The following is a 21,205-nucleotide window of genomic DNA, read 5'->3' on the forward strand; positions in this document are numbered from 1 at the left end:
TAAGGTCTCTTGCAAGGGATCTTGTTTTTGTTTGCTCAAGGTTCTAAATAATGAAAGCGGTTACTTCAAAATATAGCTAAGAAAAAAGGAATGAAAACGCTGAGAATTGTGGGAATGAATGGAATTTGTCCTACTTTTGTGATATAATTACTTTAATTATTATAGTATAGGGGAATGTCATGACGAAACGTTCAAAGAGATCTCGCTCAGGAAAAGTAAAGCGAAGCGTTAACATAGCCTTGTTAACTGTTTATCTATTGTTGGCTAGCTTTTTATTGTTTTTGATTTTTAAATATAATATCCTTGCTTTTAGATATCTTAATCTAGTGGCAACTGCGTTAGTTCTACTAGTTGCCTTAGTAGGATTGCTCTTGATTATCTATAAAAAAGCTGAAAAATTTACCATTTTTCTGTTGGTGCTCTCTATATTTGCCAGCTCTGTGTCGCTTTTTGCAGTACAGCAGTTTGTTGGATTGACCAATCGTTTAAATGCGACTTCTAATTACTCAGAATATTCGATCAGTGTTGCTGTTTTAGCAGATAGTGAGATTGGAAATGTTACGCAACTGACGAGTGTGACAGCACCGACTGGGACTGATAATGAAAATATTCAAAAACTACTAGCTGATATCAAGTCAAGTCAGAATACCGATTTGACGGTCAATCAGAGTTCGTCTTACTTGGCAGCTTACAAGAGTTTGATTGCAGGGGAGACTAAGGCCATTGTCCTAAATAGTGTCTTTGAAAATATCATCGAATCGGAGTATCCAGATTACGCATCGAAGATAAAAAAGATTTATACCAAGGGATTCACTAAAAAAGTAGAAGCTCCTAAGACGTCTAAGAATCAGTCTTTCAATATCTATGTTAGTGGAATTGATACTTATGGTCCAATTAGTTCTGTGTCGCGTTCAGATGTCAATATCCTGATGACTGTCAATCGAGATACCAAGAAAATCCTCTTGACCACAACGCCACGTGATGCTTATGTACCAATCGCAGATGGTGGAAATAATCAAAAAGATAAATTGACCCATGCAGGGATTTATGGAGTAGACTCGTCGATTCATACCCTGGAAAACCTATACGGGGTTGATATCAATTACTATGTCCGTTTGAACTTCACTTCGTTCTTGAAGTTGATTGACCTTTTAGGTGGCGTAGATGTTTATAATGACCAAGATTTCACATCTCTACACGGGAAGTTCCATTTCCCAGTTGGAAATGTCCACTTAGATTCTGAGCAGGCTCTGGGATTTGTTCGTGAGCGCTACTCTCTAGCAGATGGAGATCGTGATCGTGGACGCAATCAACAAAAGGTGATTGTGGCTATCCTTCAAAAATTAACTTCGACCGAAGCACTGAAAAATTATAGTACGATCATTGATAGCTTGCAAGATTCTATCCAAACAAACATGCCACTTGAGACTATGATGAACTTGGTCAATGCTCAGTTAGAAAGTGGTGGAACTTACAAAGTGAATTCGCAAGACTTGAAGGGTACGGGACGGATGGATCTTCCTTCCTATGCGATGCCAGATAGTAACCTCTATATGATGGAAATTAACGACAGTAGCCTTGCATCTGTCAAAACTGCTATTCAAGACGTGTTGGAGGGCAGATGAAATGATTGATATTCATTCGCACATTGTCTTTGATGTAGATGATGGTCCCAAGTCAAGAGAGGAAAGTAAGGCTCTCTTGACAGAAGCCTACAGGCAGGGGGTGCGAACCATTGTCTCTACCTCTCACCGTCGCAAGGGCATGTTTGAAACTCCAGAAGAGAAGATAGCAGAAAACTTTCTTCAGGTTCGGGAAATAGCTAAGGAAGTCGCGAGTGACTTGGTCATTGCTTATGGGGCTGAAATTTACTACACACCAGATGTTTTGGATAAGCTGGAAAAAAATCGGATTCCGACCCTCAATGATAGTCGTTATGCCTTGATAGAGTTTAGTATGAACACCCCTTATCGCGATATTCATAGTGCCTTGAGTAAAATATTGATGTTGGGAATTACTCCCGTCATTGCCCACATCGAGCGTTATGATGCACTTGAAAATGATGAAAAACGCGTTCGAGAGCTGATTGATATGGGCTGCTACACGCAAGTAAATAGTTCACATGTCCTCAAATCCAAACTTTTTGGAGAACCTTATAAATTCATGAAAAAAAGAGCGCAGTATTTCTTGGAGCGTGATTTGGTTCATGTGATTGCAAGTGATATGCACAATCTAGACGGTAGACCTCCTCATATGGCAGAAGCATATGACCTTGTTACCCAAAAATACGGAGAAGCGAAGGCTCAGGAACTTTTTATAGACAACCCTCGAAAAATTGTAATGGATCAACTAATTTAGGAGAAATGATGAAAGAACAAAATACGATAGAAATCGATGTATTTCAATTATTTAAAACCTTATGGAAACGCAAGCTAATGATTTTATTAGCGGCACTTGTGACAGGGGCGGGAGCTTTTGCATATAGCACTTTTATTGTTAAGCCAGAATATACGAGCACCACGCGTATTTACGTAGTCAACCGTAATCAAGGAGACAAGCCGGGGCTGACAAATCAGGATTTGCAGGCAGGATCTTATCTGGTAAAAGACTACCGTGAGATTATCCTTTCGCAGGATGTATTGGAAAAGGTAGCGACAAATTTGAAATTGGATATGCCAGCAAAAACGTTAGCTAGCAAAGTTCAAGTGACTGTACCAGCTGACACTCGTATCGTCTCAATCTCTGTCAAGGATAAACAGCCAGAGGAAGCCAGTCGCATGGCTAATTCTCTACGAGAAGTTGCTGCAGAAAAGATTATCGCTGTAACGCGAGTATCTGATGTAACGACGCTTGAAGAAGCGCGACCAGCTACGACTCCCTCTTCTCCAAATATTCGACGCAACACCTTGTTTGGTTTTCTTGGAGGGGCTGTCGTAACAGTGGTTACTGTTCTTTTGATTGAGTTACTCGATACCCGTGTGAAACGTCCTGAAGATGTCGAAGATGTACTGCAAATTCCACTTCTAGGGGTCGTTCCAGATTTGGATAAAATGAAATAGGAGGAAGTTATGCCAACGTTAGAAATCTCACAGGCAAAATTGGATCTTGTAAAAAAAGCAGAGGAATATTATAACGCTTTGTGTACGAACTTACAGTTAAGTGGAGATGATTTGAAAGTATTTTCTATCACTTCTGTGAAACCAGGAGAAGGAAAATCAACGACTTCCACCAATATCGCTTGGGCTTTTGCGCGTGCAGGTTACAAAACGCTGCTGATTGATGGAGATATTCGTAATTCTGTTATGTCAGGTGTCTTTAAAGCAAGGGATAAAATTACAGGTCTGACAGAATTTCTATCAGGGACTACAGACCTGTCACAGGGGCTTTGTGATACCAATATTGAGAATCTCTTTGTGATTCAGGCTGGCTCTGTGTCACCAAATCCGACAGCCCTTCTTCAAAGTAAGAATTTCAGTACAATGCTTGAAACCTTGCGTAAATATTTTGACTATATCATCGTAGACACTGCTCCTGTCGGTGTCGTGATTGATGCGGCTATCATTACGCGAAAATGCGATGCTTCTATTTTAGTGACAGCGGCAGGTGAAACAAATCGACGGGATATTCAAAAAGCGAAAGAACAGTTGGAACAAACTGGGAAGCCGTTTTTAGGAGTTGTGTTGAACAAATTCGATACTTCAGTAGACAAATACGGTTCTTATGGGAGTTATGGGAATTACGGGAAAGAATAAAAAATAGGTTGGGGGGGATAGAGATGAATGGGAAAGTAGTAAAGCCTTCATTGGCCATAGTCCAGAGTTTTCTTGTTATTTTATTGACTTATCTACTTAGTGCTGTGAGAGAAACAGAGATTGTTTCAACAACAGCTATTGCACTTTATATCCTCCACTATTTTGTCTTTTATATCAGTGATTATGGACAGGATTTCTTTAAAAGGGGATATTTGATTGAACTTGTCCAGACATTGAAATATATCCTATTCTTTGCGCTAGCGATTAGTATTTCTAATTTTTTCTTAGAAGATCGATTTAGTATTTCCAGACGAGGTATGATTTACTTCCTCCTATTACATGCTCTCTTAGTCTATTTGCTAAACCTATTTATCAAGTGGTATTGGAAGCGGGCTTATCCTAACTTTAAAGGAAGTAAGAAGATTCTCCTACTTACAGCAACTTCTCGTGTTGAAAAGGTACTGGATAGACTAATAGAATCAGATGATGTTGTTGGGGAGTTAGTAGCCGTCAGTGTTTTAGATAAACCAGATTTTCAGCATGATTATTTAAAGGTTGTAGCAGAGGGGGAGATAGTGAACTTTGCGACTCATGAGGTGGTCGATGAAGTCTTTATCAATCTTCCAAGTGAAAAATACAATATTGGTGAACTTGTCTCTCAGTTTGAAACGATGGGAATTGATGTGACAGTCAATCTAAATGCTTTTGATCGTAGCTTGGCACGTAACAAGCAAATTCGTGAGATGGCAGGATTAAACGTTGTGACTTTTTCTACAACATTTTATAAGACTAGCCACGTGATTGCTAAGCGGGTTATTGATATTATCGGTTCCCTGGTAGGTTTGATACTATGTGGTCTAGTCAGTGTTGTGCTGGTTCCTTTGATTCGAAAGGATGGGGGCTCTGCTATTTTTGCTCAGACGCGTATTGGGAAAAATGGCCGCCAGTTCACTTTTTATAAGTTCCGCTCTATGTGTGTAGATGCTGAGGATAAAAAAAGAGAACTCATGGAACAAAATACCATGCAGGGTGGAATGTTTAAGGTGGATGATGATCCACGTATCACGAAAATTGGTCGTTTTATACGGAAGACGAGCTTGGACGAGCTACCACAGTTTTACAATGTTCTAAAGGGAGATATGAGTTTGGTAGGTACACGACCACCAACAGTGGACGAGTATGAGCACTATACCCCAGAACAAAAACGTCGCCTAAGTTTTAAACCTGGCATAACAGGTTTATGGCAGGTCAGCGGACGAAGTGAGATCAAGAATTTCGATGAAGTTGTCAAATTAGATGTGGCCTATATAGACAATTGGACAATTTGGAAAGATATTGAAATTTTATTGAAGACAGTTAAAGTAGTATTTATGAGAGATGGGGCGAAGTAATTTCTGCCCCTCAGTCTTGTTAGGAGAAAAATGAAACAGTCAGTTTATATCATTGGTTCAAAGGGGATTCCTGCCAAGTATGGAGGATTTGAAACCTTTGTTGAAAAATTAACCGAATACCAAAAAGACAGCAACATACAATACTATGTTGCTTGTATGCGTGAAAATTCAGCTAAATCTGGCATCACGGATGATCAGTTTGAGCACAATGGCGCCATTTGTTTCAACATTGATGTGCCCAATATCGGACCGGCTCGTGCTATCGCTTACGATATTGCTGCTGTGAATAAAGCGATTGAAATAGCTAAGAAAAACAAAGATGAAGCTCCTATTTTTTACATTCTAGCTTGTCGTATCGGGCCTTTTATTTCTGGACTTAAGAAAAAAATTCGTTCGATCGGAGGCCGTTTACTGGTAAATCCAGATGGTCATGAGTGGCTGCGGGCAAAATGGAGCCTGCCAGTTCGAAAGTATTGGAAATTTTCGGAACAGTTGATGGTCAAACATGCAGATTTATTAGTCTGTGATAGCAAAAATATCGAAAAATATATCCGAGAGGACTATAAACAGTATCAGCCCAAGACGACCTATATCGCTTATGGTACAGATACTACCCCTTCAAGTTTGAAATCAGAAGATGCCAAAGTTCGAAACTGGTATCGTGAAAAGGGAGTAAGCGAAAATAGCTATTATCTAGTGGTGGGACGATTCGTTCCTGAGAATAACTATGAATCAATGATTCGTGAATTTATCAAGTCTAAGTCCAATAAGGACTTTGTCCTTATTACAAATGTGGAGCAGAATAAATTTTACGATCAGTTGTTACAGGATACTGGTTTTGATAAAGACCCTAGGGTCAAATTTGTCGGTACTGTCTATGACCAAGAATTACTCAAGTATATTCGCGAGAATGCTTTTGCTTATTTCCATGGACATGAAGTTGGTGGAACAAACCCTTCTCTACTGGAAGCTCTGGCATCCACAAAGCTTAATTTGTTGCTAGATGTTGGTTTTAACCGAGAAGTTGGTGAAGATGGGGCTATTTATTGGAAGAAAGATGAGTTGGCACGTGTAATCGAGGAAGTGGAACGACTTGATGAAAGTGCTATTTCGGAATTAGACGAAAAGTCTAGCCAACGAATTGCGGATGCATTTACGTGGGAAAAGATTGTGTCGGATTATGAGGAAGTATTCATTGTATGAAAATTTTGCATTATACTTTAGGCTTTCAACCATCACGTACAGGTGGTCTTGTCAAGTATGCTGAGGATTTGATGACTCAGCAAGCTATAGATGGACATGAAGTAATCGCATTATATCCAGGAGAAATCTCTTTTATATTTAGGCAAGTTAGAATAAAAAAAGCAGAGAATCGAAAATTCCAATGCTACAAAATAATAAATAGCTTGCCTTTGGCTCTATTTGGTGGTATTTCAGAACCAGATAAATTTATGAAGGGCTGTCATAAAGCTTCCTATAGGAAATTTTTGGAAAGCATTGATATAGATGCAATTCATATCCACTCGCTTATAGGATTACATAAGGAATTTCTTGAAGTTGCAAAAGAATTAGGAATTAAAACTGTGTTTACAAGTCATGATTATTATGGTTTAGCACCAGTTCCGCATTTCTATTTTAACGGAGTCGATTATAGTAGCAATAATACTAATTTAGCATGGAATATTATGTCCTCTAATGCTCTTAGTGTAAAGAAGCTTCGATTCTTTCAAGTTCCTTTTTACCCAACAATTCGGAAATTGTTGAAAATACTTGGGAAAAATCCAAAATCCAAGAAAAACATAGTAATTCGTGAGGTCACAGAGGCTATTGATTATAGTGGTCTCCGCTCTTATTATAAAGCAATGTTTGGGTTGATAGATGCTTACCTTTTCAATAGTCAGTTAGCTAAGGAAGTTTATGAAGCTAATCATATAACACCTAAAAATAGTAGCATAGTTTCTATTTCTAACAGCTCAATAAGTAAGCACAATATTCTTACTAATTCCCGTGAGAAGACAGTGGTAGCCTATATTGGGCCTGATGAGGAATATAAGGGGTATTTTGATTTTCTAGATATAGCTGATGATTTAGATCAGGAAAAGTATGATATTAAGACCTATGGCCATTTTCCAAATGAAGAGTGCCCATCTTATATCCAACAGAACGGTTATTTTACAAAAGAAACTATCGATATGATATACGCTGATATAGATATTCTTATTGTACCTAGTAAGTGGAAAGAAACATTTGGTTTCATTACGATGGAGGCGTTATCTTATGGTGTTAATGTATTTGTTAGTGAGAATGTAGGGTCAAAAGACTTAGTTTCTCAAGACCATATATTTAATAGCAAACAAGATCTACTCGATAAATTGAATAGTGTTCAGTGTGAGACAGTTAGCCTTAAGACTTTGAAAGATCATGTAATAGAGGTTATAGAATGTTATTCAAGAGTTAGAATGTAAGAAATGATATTAATTAGATGAATTAGTATCAGTTGTTTTGTGCTTTGTCACTAGGTTAGATAAGCAATTGAAATTTGGAAGACATCTATAATACGGCGGATAGAATTATTTTTTAGTCGTTTTATTAGATATTTTTACAATAAGTAATTATATGGAGTATAATGGAAAATTTAATCATTTTAGATAGTGAGCTGCAAAAAAAGAATGAAGCATATTATCAGTCTCTTAATGGGGGAAGCCAAGTAGTTTATACTAACTATGAAAGCTCGCTTATAAGAAAGGTTCGAAACTTTAAATATATTGGTAGTGCTCTATATCATCTGTTGATGTGGAAAAAATCCTATGACTATGCTCGGAAATTTATTAAATACGATGTTAAAAAGATTATCTGTTTGAATCCCCTCGTAGGGATATTTTTAGGCCTATTCAATAAAAGTGACAAGGAAATTACACTTGCAGGTTTCCTCTTTGAACCCAAAAAAAATAAGCTTTACTATTATCTCAGAAAACAGTTAGTTAATAAAACCTTGCAAAATGTAAATAACGTAATAGTTTATAGTTCTAAAGAGATTGATTATTATGCAAAGATTTTTCCAAGTTGTCAAGACAAATTCAAATTTGTTCATTATGGCTTGGATTATGATAATCAGAGAGCCTATCAAGGTTCGCTACCTGCTAAGTATATCTTTTCAGGTGGGGGTAGTAACCGAGATTATGAGACACTAGTTAAGGCAGTTGAAGCTTCAAATCTTTCAATGCCGTGTGTGATTGCAACTCAGCCATGGAGAGTACCAGCGCATGGGTCAAATGTTCAAGTTTTATCAGATGTCGTAGTGGAGAACTTTGGAGATGTGTTAGGAAAGTCTGAGGTGTTGGTCCTATCATTAAAAGATGTGGAGCTTTCTGCTGGTCACATGGTCATGCTGCAAGCAATGTCTTTAGGAGTTCCTATCATTGTGAATGATATTCCTTCTGTTCGAGATTATGTTGATGAATCTTTGGTGATCTTCTATTCATCAGGTGACTATCAAAAACTAGCACAACTTATAGAAGGATTTGATCCTTTGGCTGATGAGGTTGTTCAAAGAGTTGAAAAGGCGAAAGCACTATACTTTGAAAACTACACCTCTATAAAATTGATGAAAAGACTGTTAGATTTTTAAATAGGAGAGACTCAATGGTAGAAAAAATTGATTTCGTTGTCACATGGGTTGATGGGAATGATCCGGTCTGGAGAGACAAGAAAGCGCAGTATGATGGGGCAATCAATACATCAAAGTATAGTATGAATTCTGATAAAGCGTATCGTGATTGGGGAACATTTAAATACTGGTTTAGAGGGGTTGAAAAGTTTGCTCCGTGGGTAAATAAGGTTTATCTTGTTACGGACAATCAAAAGCCAGATTGGCTCGATTTGGATAATAAGAAAATAGTTGTGATTGACCATAAAGATATTATTGATAATAAATATTTGCCGGTTTTCTCATCAAATTCGATTGAATGCAATGTTCATAAAATTTCTGGTTTATCAGAACATTTTGTTATCTTTAACGATGACATGTATTTAACCGCCCCAGTTACCCCAGATGATTTTTTTTCAGAGGAAGGGTTGCCTAAATATATTACTTCTTTAGCACCAATCACCACTGAAAGAAATGGGACCGGACATTTTCAGATGAACAATATGGGTATCATCACCAGTCATTTCACGCGTAGAGAAATTATAAAAAACGGTCATTTTTTTTCTCCTAAGCAAGGAATTAAACAAATTATAAAATCTTTGTTATATATAAACTGTAAGTTCATTTGTGGTTTTTGGGAGAGCCACCTCCCTTATCCAGTATTGAAATCAACATTTAAATTGCTTTGGGAGAAAGAGTATGAGGCTTTAGATAAAACTTCTTCAAATCGTTTTAGGAATCCATCAGATACTAATGTTTGGCTCTTTAAATATTGGCAAATTGCTAGCGGTCAATATGTTATTGGGAACCCTAAACTAGGGAGTGTTTTTTATTTAGATAATGCGGGAGCAGATTTGTGGAATTTATTAAATTCTGGAAAATACAAAATTATGTGTATCAATGATGGATATAACGTTCCAGATAAGGAGCAGGTAATGAGTGATTTTATTCAGGCCATGGAAAGTTTGCTGCCGGATAGTAGTCAATTTGAGTTATGAATTTTTAAATAAGGATAGCAATGAGAAATGAAGTTTCAGTAGTTTTAGCTACTTACAATGGTATTGAATTTATTGAGAGGCAATTAGATACTATTTTAAATCAAACGATTGTGCCCAAAGAAATAGTCATTGTTGATGATTGTTCTACTGATGGTACATGTGAATTTATATCCAGTTACAGAGATAAACATCCTAATCTTGACTTTAAATTAGTCTTTCGTGAAGAGAATATTGGATATGTAATGAATTATATTGATGGTATTAATCGTACAACATTTGATACTGTATTTTTGTGCGACCAAGATGATTTATGGGAGTTTGATAAGGTTGAAGTGTATTTAAGCCTTTTCGAAAGTAATCAAAAAGCTATAGCAATCCATGGAGAGATTGATATTATTGATGTTAAAGATCAGCAAATTCGAGGCCCGCAATATAGATATAAAGAAGATTGCGGATACTTAGATATAAAAAAGTTTGTGAAAAGGGTAAACTATGCTGGGATGTCTCTAGCTTTTAAAAAGAATAAAATTTTACCATTATTGAATCAAATGATTGATGATAAAGTTGGCTTAGCTACACATGACTGGATTATTTGTTATATTGCAAGTCTACAAGATGGATTATTTACGACAAATAATATTCTTACACATAGACGTTACACAGGAACTAATGTTGCTCTGAGACTTAATCAAAAGCGACTATCTGGAATTGAGAGTCGTATAGATGGGATTAATACATATTTATTGAATTATCAAATGGCTCTAGCATGTCAAAATTTGAAGTATATTGATAATTCATTTGATATTATACCTTATATTGATACATTTAAGGAACGCAAGACTATCTTAAAAAACAAAAATAGAATTCGTTCGTTTTTAATGATCAGAAAATTAAAGTATTTTCCGAGTCTGAAATCTTATATAGGGGATATTATATTACAATTTCGGAATTAGTAGAAAGAAAGTAGAGACAATGAAAATTACATATTGCTTACCGCTAATCTTAAAAAAACCTGCAGGTGGTTATAAGATTGTATTTGAGTATGCAAATCGTCTAGTTGAAAGAGGTTATGATGTTAGTATTGTATTCTTAACTGATGAGAATTATACAAATACTACTAAAAGTAATATAATAAAAAAGATGTTAGGGACCATTGAGTTATTTAATTATCCTAAATGGTTTAAATTAGATAAAAGAATAAAAAAAATTGCGACCCCTTATCTAGATGGGAGAGATTTTCCAGAAGCGGAAGCGGTTTTTGCTACATCTTTAAGGACATCATTTATTATACAAAATCTTTCGTACCAAAAAGGAAGAAAGTTTTATTTTATCCAAGGCTTTGAAAATTGGTCAGCTAACGATGATGTAGTTTTTGAAAGTTATAAATTAGGCCTACATAATATTGCTGTTTCAAAATGGCTAGAAAACTTGGTAAAACAGTATGACAAAAATGTAAAATTAATTCCTAATGCAATTGCTACAGACCAATTCTATATAGAAAGACCTATTGAGTCTAGAAATCCATATATTATATCGATGCTATATCATGAAAATCCTCAAAAAGGATTTGATATTGCTTTTAAGGCTATTAGATTAGTCAAACAAAAATATCCTAATGTTTCGTTACATCTTTTTGGTGTATCCAAAAGACCAGATGATTTAGAATCTTGGATTTTATACACAGAAAAAGCAGATATAAACCAATTAAGAGAAATTTATAACAACAGTTCTATTTATGTATGTGCGAGCAGAAATGATGGTTTTGGCCTTACTGGAGCTGAGAGTATGGCATGTGGTTGTGCCTTGGCTTCAACTGCATTTCAGGGAGTATTTGAATATGCTAAAGATGGAAAAAATGCCTTGCTTTCTCCAGTCGATGATATTGATGCGCTAGCTAAAAATATTATAACTTTAATTGAGGATAATCAATTACGTTTTCGAATTGCTAAACAAGGTAATATAGATATATCAAAACACTCTTGGGATAGGGCAATTGATCAAATGGAACAAGTATTAGAAGAAAGGAGCTGATAAATGGCTGAAAAACAGTACAATCTTTTTATTACATTTAGTTATATTTTTAACTTTATATTTTCTGTAACTTTACTATTAGTAAATACTGATAAGGGATCTTTCCTACTATTTTCTGCTTTAAATTTGGGGTTAGCTTTATCGATAATTTCCTTTCTTTATGATATTTGGCTCCATAAAATGAGTAGAGATCATATCACTGTATCAATTACTATTATTGCTTTAATATTGTTTAAGTTTACAATAGGAGATACATTTACTTTTGATCGTACGATTTTACATCTTCTATTATATTATCCTATCATGAGTCGTTTGGATAGGACATTTTTGCGTCGCTTATTTTTCTCTAAAATCATTTTTTTTATCACGATAGTCGTAGCAAGTAGAATAGGTTTTATTCAAGAACAAATTTATTCTAAAGTTACAATGACAGGAGAGGTACATTCGTTAGGTTTTATTAATGGTAATGCTGCTGGAGTTGTAATATTCAGTATTCTATTAGATTCAGTGATTTTAAATATACATAGAACAAAGAAAACATTAGTTTTTTCTATTGGTCTATTTGTTGTAGCATTAATGGTTTATAAAGTTACATATTCACGAACAGCTGTATTGATGTCTATTATTATTGCTATAATTTATCTCTTTAAAAAATTGTTATTACATAACATAGTCAGTGGGACTAAAGTTGCTATGATACAAGTAAGTATTGTAGTCGCTAATCTGGTGTTGGCTTTAAATTATAATCCTGATATAACATGGATGTCTATGTTCAATGAAGTAGTATCTGGTCGATTACGTTTAAGCCATATTTATTTATCTGTTTATAGACTAAGTTGGATGCCTCAGATTGTTACCCGCTATAAATATTTAAGAGTATGGGATAGCCTTGATTATTATTTGGATAATTATTGGATTAGTTTTTTCATTGAAAATGGTCTACTGTACTGTACTATTTTTGGGATTGTAATGTTCTTATTGCTACAAGGTAAACGTTTTAACTTATACACACTATTACTTATAAGTGTGTGTTATGTTTATCTCTCAATGGAGTCACTGGGGTATAATTTATTCTTGTTTACACCGCTTTTATTTAGTTTGATGAGTTCATCAAGCTTTGAAGATAAGGATTTGGTGATATCAAATGATTAAATTTTCAGTAATAGTTCCTATTTATAATGTTGAGGAGTATATTGAAGAATGCGTCAGTTCTGTTCTAAGACAGACATATTCTAATTTTGAGTTAATATTAGTAAATGACGCGTCACCGGATAGTTCTCTAGAAATTATAACACGTCTTTCAAAACGAGATGATCGTATTATTGTAATAAACAAAAAGGAGAATGAAGGTGTTGCCTTAGCACGTTCGACTGGGTTGTCTCAAGCAGTAGGTAACTTTGTATTATACTTAGATGGAGATGATCAACTTGTTCCTGAAGCACTAGAGATTTTAAGTAAAAAAATTCAATATAACAATCCTGATATTGTTATTTACCCTAAAATAAAAGAGTGTAATGGGGAAAAATATGTCAAGCCTTATTTTTATGAGGAAACTCTATTTTCAGATAATAAAAAAGAATTACTAGATGGCTTTTTACGTTACGGATATTTTATTATTGGTTTTGCAGCTGTTCGGAGAGAATTAGCATTAAAGTATGATATCGCTGATGAACTTCGTTCAATCTGGATTGGAGAGGATCTCTTACAAAGTTTACCTCTTCTAACTTACGCACAAAGTATTCTTTATATCACTGAAGGTATTTATATTATAACGTATAATCCAAATTCTGTGACCAGGAGTCGAGTGCTGAGGAAAGATAGATACTTGCAAGCAATTAAGACCCATAGAATAATTGAACATTATTTGTCCTTATGGAATATTAAAGAGTTAGAAGAAACGTTTCAATTTCATGTTATGAAGGATGCTATTGAATATGCTTTAGAAGGTATTTGGAGTGCTAATAATTTGAAAGAAGGAGTCGAATATTTAAAAACAATAGGAACTGATAAGCGTTTTATAAAGTCCTATTCATTGGGTTACCCTCATGATAAAAAAATGAGACTTATTGCGTTTTTATTAAAAAATAGACAATATACTCTTGTATATTATTTGATTAAAATAAAAGAAAGGATAGCGTTTTGAAAGTTCTAAAAAATTTTATCTATAATTTTTTGTATAAAGTTTTAACGATTATTCTTCCTTTTATTACTGTTCCGTATGTAACGAGAATTTTCAGTCCAAATATTATGGGGAGTTATAACTATACTGCTTCTATTACAACTTATTTCACCATGTTTGGTATGTTGGGGATAGTAACATATGGTAGTAATCAGATTGCAAAAGTAAGTCATAGAGGAAAACAAGAGATTTCTTATACATTTTCTTCAATTTATTACTTTCAATTGTTGACTACGGGAATAGCGACTTTATGCTATCTACTATATATATTGCTATTTCCAGGGCAGTATCAGCAATATTTTTTAGTTCAGATTTTTTCATTGCTTTCAATTATGCTTGATATTAGCTGGCTCTTTCAAGGTATTGAAGATTTTAAAAATATTGTAATCCGTAATACGTTTGTGAAAATGTTGGGTGTTGTCTGTATCTTCTTATTTATTAAGAGCCCATCGGATATTTATCTCTATATTCTAATGATGAGCCTTTCGTCAATGATTTCACAAGGATTCATGTGGTTTAATGTAAAAAATTATGTTTCGCTGGTGAAGGTCAGTATACAAGAAGTTTTGTCAAATTTTAGACCTACACTATCCTTCTTTTTGCCTCAAGTTTCCATTACGATTTATAATACGTTAGATAGAATTATTCTTGGTTCTTTAAGCAGTGTGTTTGACGTTGGAATTTATACACAAGCAGTCAATATCAATTCAATTTTAATTAGCTTAGTTGCTACGCTAAGCGCAGTATTGCTTCCTAGAATGACAAATTTATATGCTCAAGGCAAACATGAAGAAGTTCAGAGGGTCATGTCATCATCCATGCTTTTCAATAGTATCATTACTTTTCCGACAGTATTTGGTATGCTTCTTGTGAGCCAAGAGTTTGTTCATCTTTTTTTAGGCAGACAGTATGCCGAATCATATGTTGCAATCAATATTGTGGTCTTTGCCCTGATTCCCATTGCTTTTTCTGAGATTGTTGGAAGGCAGACATTAATTCCTACAGATAATGTCAAACTCTTTACCGCGTCTGTAATGTCAGGAGCTGTCGTTAGTATTGTCCTTAATATGTTGGCTATACCGCTTTTTGGATATAGAGGAGCAGCAGTGACACTAGTTGTTGTAGAAACAGTAGTCTGTGTTTTGATGACTTATTTTGCTCGTAAATATTTAGATATTGTAGATTTACTTAAAATAGCAACTAAACCATTAGTTGCTAGTGTTGTAACGGGTACTCTTGTATATCTATTATTTTCAAGTGTGCTATCTATTTCTAATAATTTGTTAAGTATGTTACTAAAAGTTATTGTTTATTCAATAGTATATGGTTTTCTATTGCTGTTAACAAAAACAATTAGTCACAAAGAACTCTCTTTGCTACGAAAAAAAAGATAGTTTTGATATAATTGATATAATATAGTCTAATGAGAAACTAGACAGAAAATATAATGATGAAATACAAGATTTAACAATATAGAAAGGTTTCCTATTATGAAAGGTATTATTCTTGCAGGTGGCTCAGGTACCCGACTGTACCCCCTTACACGAGCTGCGTCAAAACAGCTGATGCCGGTTTATGATAAACCCATGATTTACTATCCTTTGTCAACCTTGATGTTGGCTGGGATTAAGGATATTTTGATTATCTCAACACCACAGGATTTACTCCGTTTTAAGGACTTGCTATTGGATGGCTCCGAATTTGGAATCAAGCTTTCCTATGCGGAACAGCCTAGTCCTGATGGACTTGCTCAAGCCTTTCTTATCGGTGAAAAATTTATCGGTGATGATAGTGTTGCTTTGATCTTGGGGGACAATATCTATCACGGCCCTGGTTTGAGCAAAATGCTTCAAAAAGCAGCCAAGAAAGAGAAAGGTGCGACTGTCTTTGGCTACCATGTCAAGGATCCAGAACGCTTTGGTGTTGTAGAATTTGATGAAAATATGAATGCTATCTCCATCGAAGAAAAACCAGAACAGCCGCGCTCTAACTATGCAGTGACAGGACTGTATTTCTATGATAACGATGTTGTCGAAATTGCCAAGAGTATCAAACCAAGTCCTCGCGGAGAATTAGAAATCACAGATGTCAACAAGGCTTACTTGGATCGTGGTGATTTGTCTGTTGAGCTTATGGGACGTGGTTTTGCTTGGTTGGATACAGGAACTCACGAAAGTCTCTTAGAAGCAGCTCAATATATCGAAACGGTTCAACGTATGCAGAACGTGCAAGTGGCAAATCTGGAAGAAATTGCTTATCGTATGGGCTATATCAGTAAAGAGCAAGTGCATGAATTGGCGCAGCCGTTGAAGAAGAATGAATACGGACAATACTTGCTCCGTTTGATTGGAGAAATTTAGATGACAGATAATTTTTTTGGAAAAACACTTGCAGTGCGTAAGATTGATGCAATTCCAGGTTTGTTAGAGTTTGACATTCCAGTTCATGGAGACAATCGTGGCTGGTTTAAGGAAAATTTCCAGAAGGAAAAGATGGTGCCACTTGGCTTTCCTGAAAGCTTCTTTGCTGAAGGGAAACTGCAAAATAACGTCAGCTTTTCTCGCAAAAATGTTCTTCGAGGCCTCCATGCTGAGCCTTGGGACAAGTACATCTCTGTTGCAGATAATGGGAAGGTTATAGGATCATGGGTTGATTTGCGTGAGGGTGAAACTTTTGGGAATGTTTACCAGACAGAGATTGACGCTAGTAAGGGAATCTTTGTCCCTCGTGGCGTAGCCAATGGATTTCAAGTCCTATCTGATACAGTTTCTTATAGTTATTTGGTTAATGACTATTGGGCGCTTGAACTCAAACCTAAGTATGCCTTTGTTAACTACTCTGACCCAGAATTAGGAATTGAGTGGGAAAATCTGGAAGAAGCAGAGGTATCTGAAGCGGACAAACATCATCCCCTACTTAAGGACGTGAAGCCTTTGAAAAAAGAAGATTTGGAATAAGGAAATAATATGACTAAATATAAAAATATCATCGTGACAGGTGGGGCTGGTTTTATCGGTTCTAACTTTGTCCACTATGTTTACAATAACTTTCCAGATGTGCATGTGACAGTGCTGGACAAGCTGACTTATGCAGGTAATCGTGCCAATATTGAAGAAATTTTAGGCGACCGTGTTGAGTTAGTTGTTGGAGATATTGCTGATGCAGCCTTGGTAGATAAGTTAGCAGCTGAAGCGGATGCCATTGTACACTATGCGGCAGAAAGCCACAATGACAACTCGCTCAATGATCCGAGTCCCTTTATCCACACCAACTTCATTGGAACCTACACACTTTTGGAAGCGGCTCGTAAATACGACCTTCGTTTCCACCATGTGTCAACTGACGAAGTCTATGGGGATCTGCCGCTGCGTGAAGATTTACCAGGTCATGGGGAAGGACCAGGTGAGAAATTTACGGCTGAAAACAAGTACAACCCAAGCTCGCCTTACTCATCAACCAAGGCAGCTTCTGACTTGATTGTCAAAGCTTGGGTGCGTTCATTTGGTGTCAAAGCGACTATTTCGAACTGTTCAAACAACTATGGTCCTTACCAGCACATTGAGAAGTTCATTCCGCGCCAAATCACCAATATCTTGAGCGGTATCAAGCCAAAACTCTACGGTGAAGGTAAAAACGTCCGTGACTGGATTCATACTAATGACCATTCATCAGGCGTTTGGACGATTCTGACAAAGGGACAAATCGGCGAAACTTACTTGATCGGTGCTGACGGTGAGAAGAACAACAAGGAAGTGTTAGAGCTCATCCTTAAGGAAATGGGACAGCCAGCTGACGCTTATGATCATGTGACCGACCGTGCTGGCCACGACTTGCGTTATGCTATTGATGCCAGCAAACTTCGTGATGAGCTAGGATGGAAGCCAGAGTTCACCAACTTTGAAGCAGGTCTCAAAGAGACCATCAAGTGGTACACGGATAACCAAGACTGGTGGAAATCAGAAAAAGAAGCAGTCGAAGCTAACTATGCTAAGACACAACAAGTGATTAAATAAATGCATACAAAAAAGCAAGAGGATTCAAGGTCTCTTGCTTTTTATGTGTGTCGTAATCTTTTATTTTCTTACTTCTTGTTTATAAAACTCTTTAAGGGCATCTTGCCAGGTTGGAATGACGAAACCTGTCGCCTTTGCTTTTGCCAAGCTCATAGTTGAGTTGAGTGGACGTTTGGCCTTGGAAGGAAACTTGCTAGAGTCTACTGGCACAACCTGAACATCACTGCCTTTAAGAATCTCGACAGCAAAGTCATACCAAGTGGTATCTTCAGTTGAGTCATTTGATAAGTGGTAGTAGCCATACTCTTTTTGATTATCAGTCAAGTAGGTCATGAATTCGACCAAGGTACGTGTCCAAGTTGGGCGACCGTGTTGGTCGTCGACAACTGTGAGCGTTTTATGGGTTTTAGCAAGATTTTGCATGGTAAAGACAAAGTTTTTGCCATAATTTCCAAAGACCCAAGCAGTGCGGATAATGTAATGCTGTGACGTAACGCTTTCAACGAGCTCTTCACCCATTCGCTTGGTTCGTCCGTACTCTGTTTGCGGGTCAGGTAGATCATCGACTTCCCACTCTTGTCCGATGGGTTTCTTTCCATCAAAGACATAGTCAGTCGAGATATAGACGAGAGTAGCCCCGCATTTCTCAGAGGCCTTAGCAACATTTTCAGTTCCGGTTACGTTTATGGCAAAATCCAGTTCTTTCCCTTCATCTTCGGCTGCATCAACAGCGGTGTAGGCTGCACAATGATAGACTAAAGTTGGCTTAACCTCAGCAAATACCTTCTCAACCATTTCAGCATTAGTGATATCCATTTCTGTCACATCCACTGCAACATAGTCCACATTTCGTTCATCTAGTAAATAACGTAGTTCGGTACCGAGTTGACCATTTGCACCTGTAATTAAGATCATATCTTTCTCCTTGATTGTTCTTATACTTAATTATAGCAAAAATATAGAAAAATTGGTTTTTAGTGAAACTTTTTTCGGTATAAACTTTATTAGTAAAGCCCAAGAGAGACGAATAATTATTGCTTTAGAATATCCTTGAAATTATTTTTCAGAATATACCAAATTAACCCAAAAATTCTGAAAATTCTGTTGACATCTTTCTGAAAAGAGTCTATAATGGAGAGAAAGTTTTAAAGGAGAAAATGATGAAAAGTTCAAAACTATTTGCCCTTGCGGGTGTGACCTTATTGGCGGCGACTACTTTAGCTGCATGTTCTGGATCAGGTTCGAGCGCTAAAGGAGAGAAGACATTCTCATACATTTATGAAACAGACCCTGATAACCTGAACTATTTGACAACTGGTAAGGCTGCGACAGCAGATATTACCAGTAACGTGGTTGATGGTTTGCTAGAAAATGATCGCTACGGGAACTTTGTGCCGTCTATGGCTGAGGATTGGTCTGTATCCAAGGATGGATTGACTTACACTTATACTATCCGTAAGGATGCAAAATGGTATACTTCTGAAGGTGAAGAATACGCGGCAGTCAAAGCTCAAGACTTTGTAACAGGACTTAAATATGCTGCTGATAAAAAATCAGATGGTCTTTATCTTGTTCAGGAATCAATCAAAGGGTTGGATGCTTATGTGAAAGGGGAAATTAAAGATTTCTCACAAGTTGGTATTAAGGCTCTTGATGATCAAACAATTCAGTACACTTTGAACAAGCCAGAAAGCTTCTGGAATTCTAAGACAACGATGGGAGTTTTGGCTCCAGTAAATGAAGAGTTCTTAAACTCTAAAGGGGATGATTTCGCTAAAGGAACAGATCCAAGTAGCATCCTATACAATGGACCATTCTTGCTCAAATCTATCGTAGCTAAATCTTCTGTTGAGTTTGAAAAAAATCCAAACTACTGGGATAAGGACAATGTCCATATCGATAAGGTTAAATTATCATTCTGGGATGGTCAAGATACCAACAAACCGACTGAAGCCTTCAAGGATGGAAGTTTCACTATGGCCCGTCTCTTCCCAACAAGCGCTAGCTACCCAGAGACTGAAAAAGCATTTAAAGACAATATTGTTTACACACAACAAGATTCTACTACTTATTTAGTAGGTACTAATATTGATCGCCAGTCTTATAAGTATACTTCTAAGACAACGGATGAAGAAAAAACATCAACCAAGAAAGCTCTTCTAAACAAAGATTTCCGTCAAGCTCTTGCCTTTGGTTTTGATAGAACCGCCTATGCCTCTCAAGTAAACGGTGCAAGTGGTGCAACTAAACTGCTTCGTAACTTGTTTGTCCCACCTACATTTGTTCAAGCAGATGGCAAAAACTTTGGTGAGTTGGTCAAAGAAAAATTGGTGACTTATGGAGACGAGTGGAAGGATGTGAACTTAGCTGATGCTCAGGATGGACTCTATAACGCAGATAAGGCTAAAGCAGAATTTGCCAAAGCTAAGACAGCTCTTCAAGCAGAAGGTGTGAAATTCCCAATCCACTTGGATATGCCAGTAGACCAAACAAACACGACGAAAGTCCAACGTGTTCAATCCTTCAAACAATCGCTTGAAGCTACTCTAGGGTCAGAGAACGTCGTTGTCGATATCCAACAACTTCAAAAAGATGATGTCTTGAATATCACTTACTTTGCTGAAACTGCAGCTGGAGAAGACTGGGATATCTCAGATAATGTGGGATGGTCTCCAGACTTTGCAGACCCATCTACTTACCTTGATATCATCAAGCCATCTGTCGGAGAAAATACAAAGACTTACCTAGGATTTGACTCTGGAACAAACAACGCTGCAGCTAAGCAAGTTGGTTTGGAAGACTACGAAAAAATGGTTGTAGAAGCCGGGGAAGAAGTGAGTGACGTTTCAAAACGTTATGAGAAATATGCTGCAGCCCAAGCTTGGTTGACCGACAGTGCCTTGATCATCCCAACAACTTCTAAAACTGGTCGTCCAATGTTGTCTAAGATGGTACCATTTACGCTTCCGTTTGCATACTCTGGTAACAAGGGTACAAGCGAAGCTCTCTTGTATAAATACCTAGACGTACAAGATAAAGCAGTGACAGCAGATGAATACCAAAAAGCTCAAGATAAATGGATGAAAGAAAAAGAAGAGTCGAATAAAAAGGCCCAAGAAGATCTTGCAAAACATGTGAAATAACTGTTGCAAAATATAAGAAAGGATTTAGTATTTCTCTTGAATGCTGAATCCT

The 21,205-nt window shown here is 36.6% G+C and carries 19 protein-coding genes; 18 read left to right on the top strand and 1 reads right to left on the bottom strand.

Translation table 11 applies throughout. From position 1 onward, the window contains the following. Positions 1 to 179: 179 nt before the first annotated feature. The 17 genes from cpsA (at position 180) to rfbB (ending at position 18,010) form a co-directional block, all read left to right on the top strand. Complete coding sequence (cpsA, locus tag ACVBD2_RS01985; protein WP_461685968.1) at positions 180 to 1,625, top strand: LCP family glycopolymer transferase CpsA; 1,446 nt, start codon at positions 180 to 182, stop codon at positions 1,623 to 1,625. Position 1,626: 1 nt separating this feature from the next. Further along, the gene (gene cps4B, locus ACVBD2_RS01990) at positions 1,627 to 2,358 is read left to right on the top strand and encodes a capsular polysaccharide biosynthesis protein Cps4B (RefSeq protein WP_461685969.1); all 732 of its coding nucleotides are present in this window, start codon (positions 1,627 to 1,629) and stop codon (positions 2,356 to 2,358) included. Positions 2,359 to 2,366: 8 nt separating this feature from the next. After that, complete coding sequence (gene cpsC, locus ACVBD2_RS01995) at positions 2,367 to 3,059, top strand: capsular polysaccharide biosynthesis protein CpsC (protein WP_461686291.1); 693 nt, start codon at positions 2,367 to 2,369, stop codon at positions 3,057 to 3,059. Between the two features lie 9 nt (positions 3,060 to 3,068). Beyond that, on the top strand, positions 3,069 to 3,752 hold the full coding sequence (locus ACVBD2_RS02000) for a tyrosine-protein kinase (protein WP_461685970.1): 684 nt from the start codon (positions 3,069 to 3,071) through the stop codon (positions 3,750 to 3,752). 23 nt (positions 3,753 to 3,775) lie between these two features. Next, on the top strand, positions 3,776 to 5,143 hold the full coding sequence (locus tag ACVBD2_RS02005; RefSeq protein ID WP_461685971.1) for a sugar transferase: 1,368 nt from the start codon (positions 3,776 to 3,778) through the stop codon (positions 5,141 to 5,143). Between the two features lie 30 nt (positions 5,144 to 5,173). Then, a complete protein-coding gene (gene cps2T, locus ACVBD2_RS02010; RefSeq protein WP_461685972.1) occupies positions 5,174 to 6,346 on the top strand; it encodes a beta 1-4 rhamnosyltransferase Cps2T in 1,173 nt (390 codons plus the stop codon). Continuing rightward, positions 6,343 to 7,608, top strand: coding sequence for a glycosyltransferase (locus ACVBD2_RS02015; RefSeq protein ID WP_461685973.1), 1,266 nt, complete (start codon positions 6,343 to 6,345; stop codon positions 7,606 to 7,608). Before cps2T ends, ACVBD2_RS02015 begins: the two co-directional genes overlap by 4 nt. A 161-nt stretch (positions 7,609 to 7,769) precedes the next feature. Then, a complete protein-coding gene (locus ACVBD2_RS02020; RefSeq protein ID WP_461685974.1) occupies positions 7,770 to 8,771 on the top strand; it encodes a glycosyltransferase family protein in 1,002 nt (333 codons plus the stop codon). A gap of 14 nt (positions 8,772 to 8,785) precedes the next feature. Beyond that, positions 8,786 to 9,787: a Stealth CR1 domain-containing protein gene (locus ACVBD2_RS02025; protein WP_461685975.1), complete on the top strand. Its 1,002-nt coding sequence runs from the start codon at positions 8,786 to 8,788 to the stop codon at positions 9,785 to 9,787. Between the two features lie 20 nt (positions 9,788 to 9,807). Next, positions 9,808 to 10,740, top strand: a complete 933-nt coding sequence (locus ACVBD2_RS02030) for a glycosyltransferase (protein WP_461685976.1) — start codon at positions 9,808 to 9,810, stop codon at positions 10,738 to 10,740. Positions 10,741 to 10,759: 19 nt separating this feature from the next. Then, the gene (locus tag ACVBD2_RS02035) at positions 10,760 to 11,818 is read left to right on the top strand and encodes a glycosyltransferase family 4 protein (RefSeq protein WP_461685977.1); all 1,059 of its coding nucleotides are present in this window, start codon (positions 10,760 to 10,762) and stop codon (positions 11,816 to 11,818) included. A 3-nt stretch (positions 11,819 to 11,821) separates the two neighbouring features. Beyond that, entirely contained in the window at positions 11,822 to 12,970 is a 1,149-nt protein-coding gene (locus ACVBD2_RS02040) for a hypothetical protein (RefSeq protein ID WP_461685978.1), read from the top strand. Continuing rightward, on the top strand, positions 12,963 to 13,961 hold the full coding sequence (locus ACVBD2_RS02045; RefSeq protein ID WP_461685979.1) for a glycosyltransferase family 2 protein: 999 nt from the start codon (positions 12,963 to 12,965) through the stop codon (positions 13,959 to 13,961). The genes ACVBD2_RS02040 and ACVBD2_RS02045 overlap by 8 nt, the downstream gene beginning before the upstream one ends. Beyond that, positions 13,958 to 15,391 (top strand): flippase, encoded by a 1,434-nt coding sequence (locus ACVBD2_RS02050; RefSeq protein WP_461685980.1) that lies wholly within the window; start codon positions 13,958 to 13,960, stop codon positions 15,389 to 15,391. The genes ACVBD2_RS02045 and ACVBD2_RS02050 overlap by 4 nt, the downstream gene beginning before the upstream one ends. Before the next feature lie 96 nt (positions 15,392 to 15,487). Beyond that, the gene (rfbA, locus tag ACVBD2_RS02055) at positions 15,488 to 16,357 is read left to right on the top strand and encodes a glucose-1-phosphate thymidylyltransferase RfbA (RefSeq protein WP_461685981.1); all 870 of its coding nucleotides are present in this window, start codon (positions 15,488 to 15,490) and stop codon (positions 16,355 to 16,357) included. After that, complete coding sequence (locus tag ACVBD2_RS02060; RefSeq protein WP_084975876.1) at positions 16,358 to 16,954, top strand: dTDP-4-dehydrorhamnose 3,5-epimerase family protein; 597 nt, start codon at positions 16,358 to 16,360, stop codon at positions 16,952 to 16,954. Between the two features lie 9 nt (positions 16,955 to 16,963). Then, positions 16,964 to 18,010, top strand: a complete 1,047-nt coding sequence (gene rfbB / locus ACVBD2_RS02065; RefSeq protein ID WP_461685982.1) for a dTDP-glucose 4,6-dehydratase — start codon at positions 16,964 to 16,966, stop codon at positions 18,008 to 18,010. A 60-nt stretch (positions 18,011 to 18,070) separates the two neighbouring features. On the opposite strand, the gene rfbD is transcribed toward rfbB, so the two are convergent. Continuing rightward, positions 18,071 to 18,925, bottom strand: a complete 855-nt coding sequence (gene rfbD, locus ACVBD2_RS02070; RefSeq protein WP_461685983.1) for a dTDP-4-dehydrorhamnose reductase — start codon at positions 18,923 to 18,925, stop codon at positions 18,071 to 18,073. 245 nt (positions 18,926 to 19,170) lie between these two features. Between rfbD and ACVBD2_RS02075 the strand changes: the two genes are divergently transcribed. After that, on the top strand, positions 19,171 to 21,153 hold the full coding sequence (locus ACVBD2_RS02075) for a peptide ABC transporter substrate-binding protein (protein ID WP_461685984.1): 1,983 nt from the start codon (positions 19,171 to 19,173) through the stop codon (positions 21,151 to 21,153). Positions 21,154 to 21,205 lie beyond the last annotated feature (52 nt).

This window comes from Streptococcus sp. KHUD_018 (assembly GCF_054861215.1).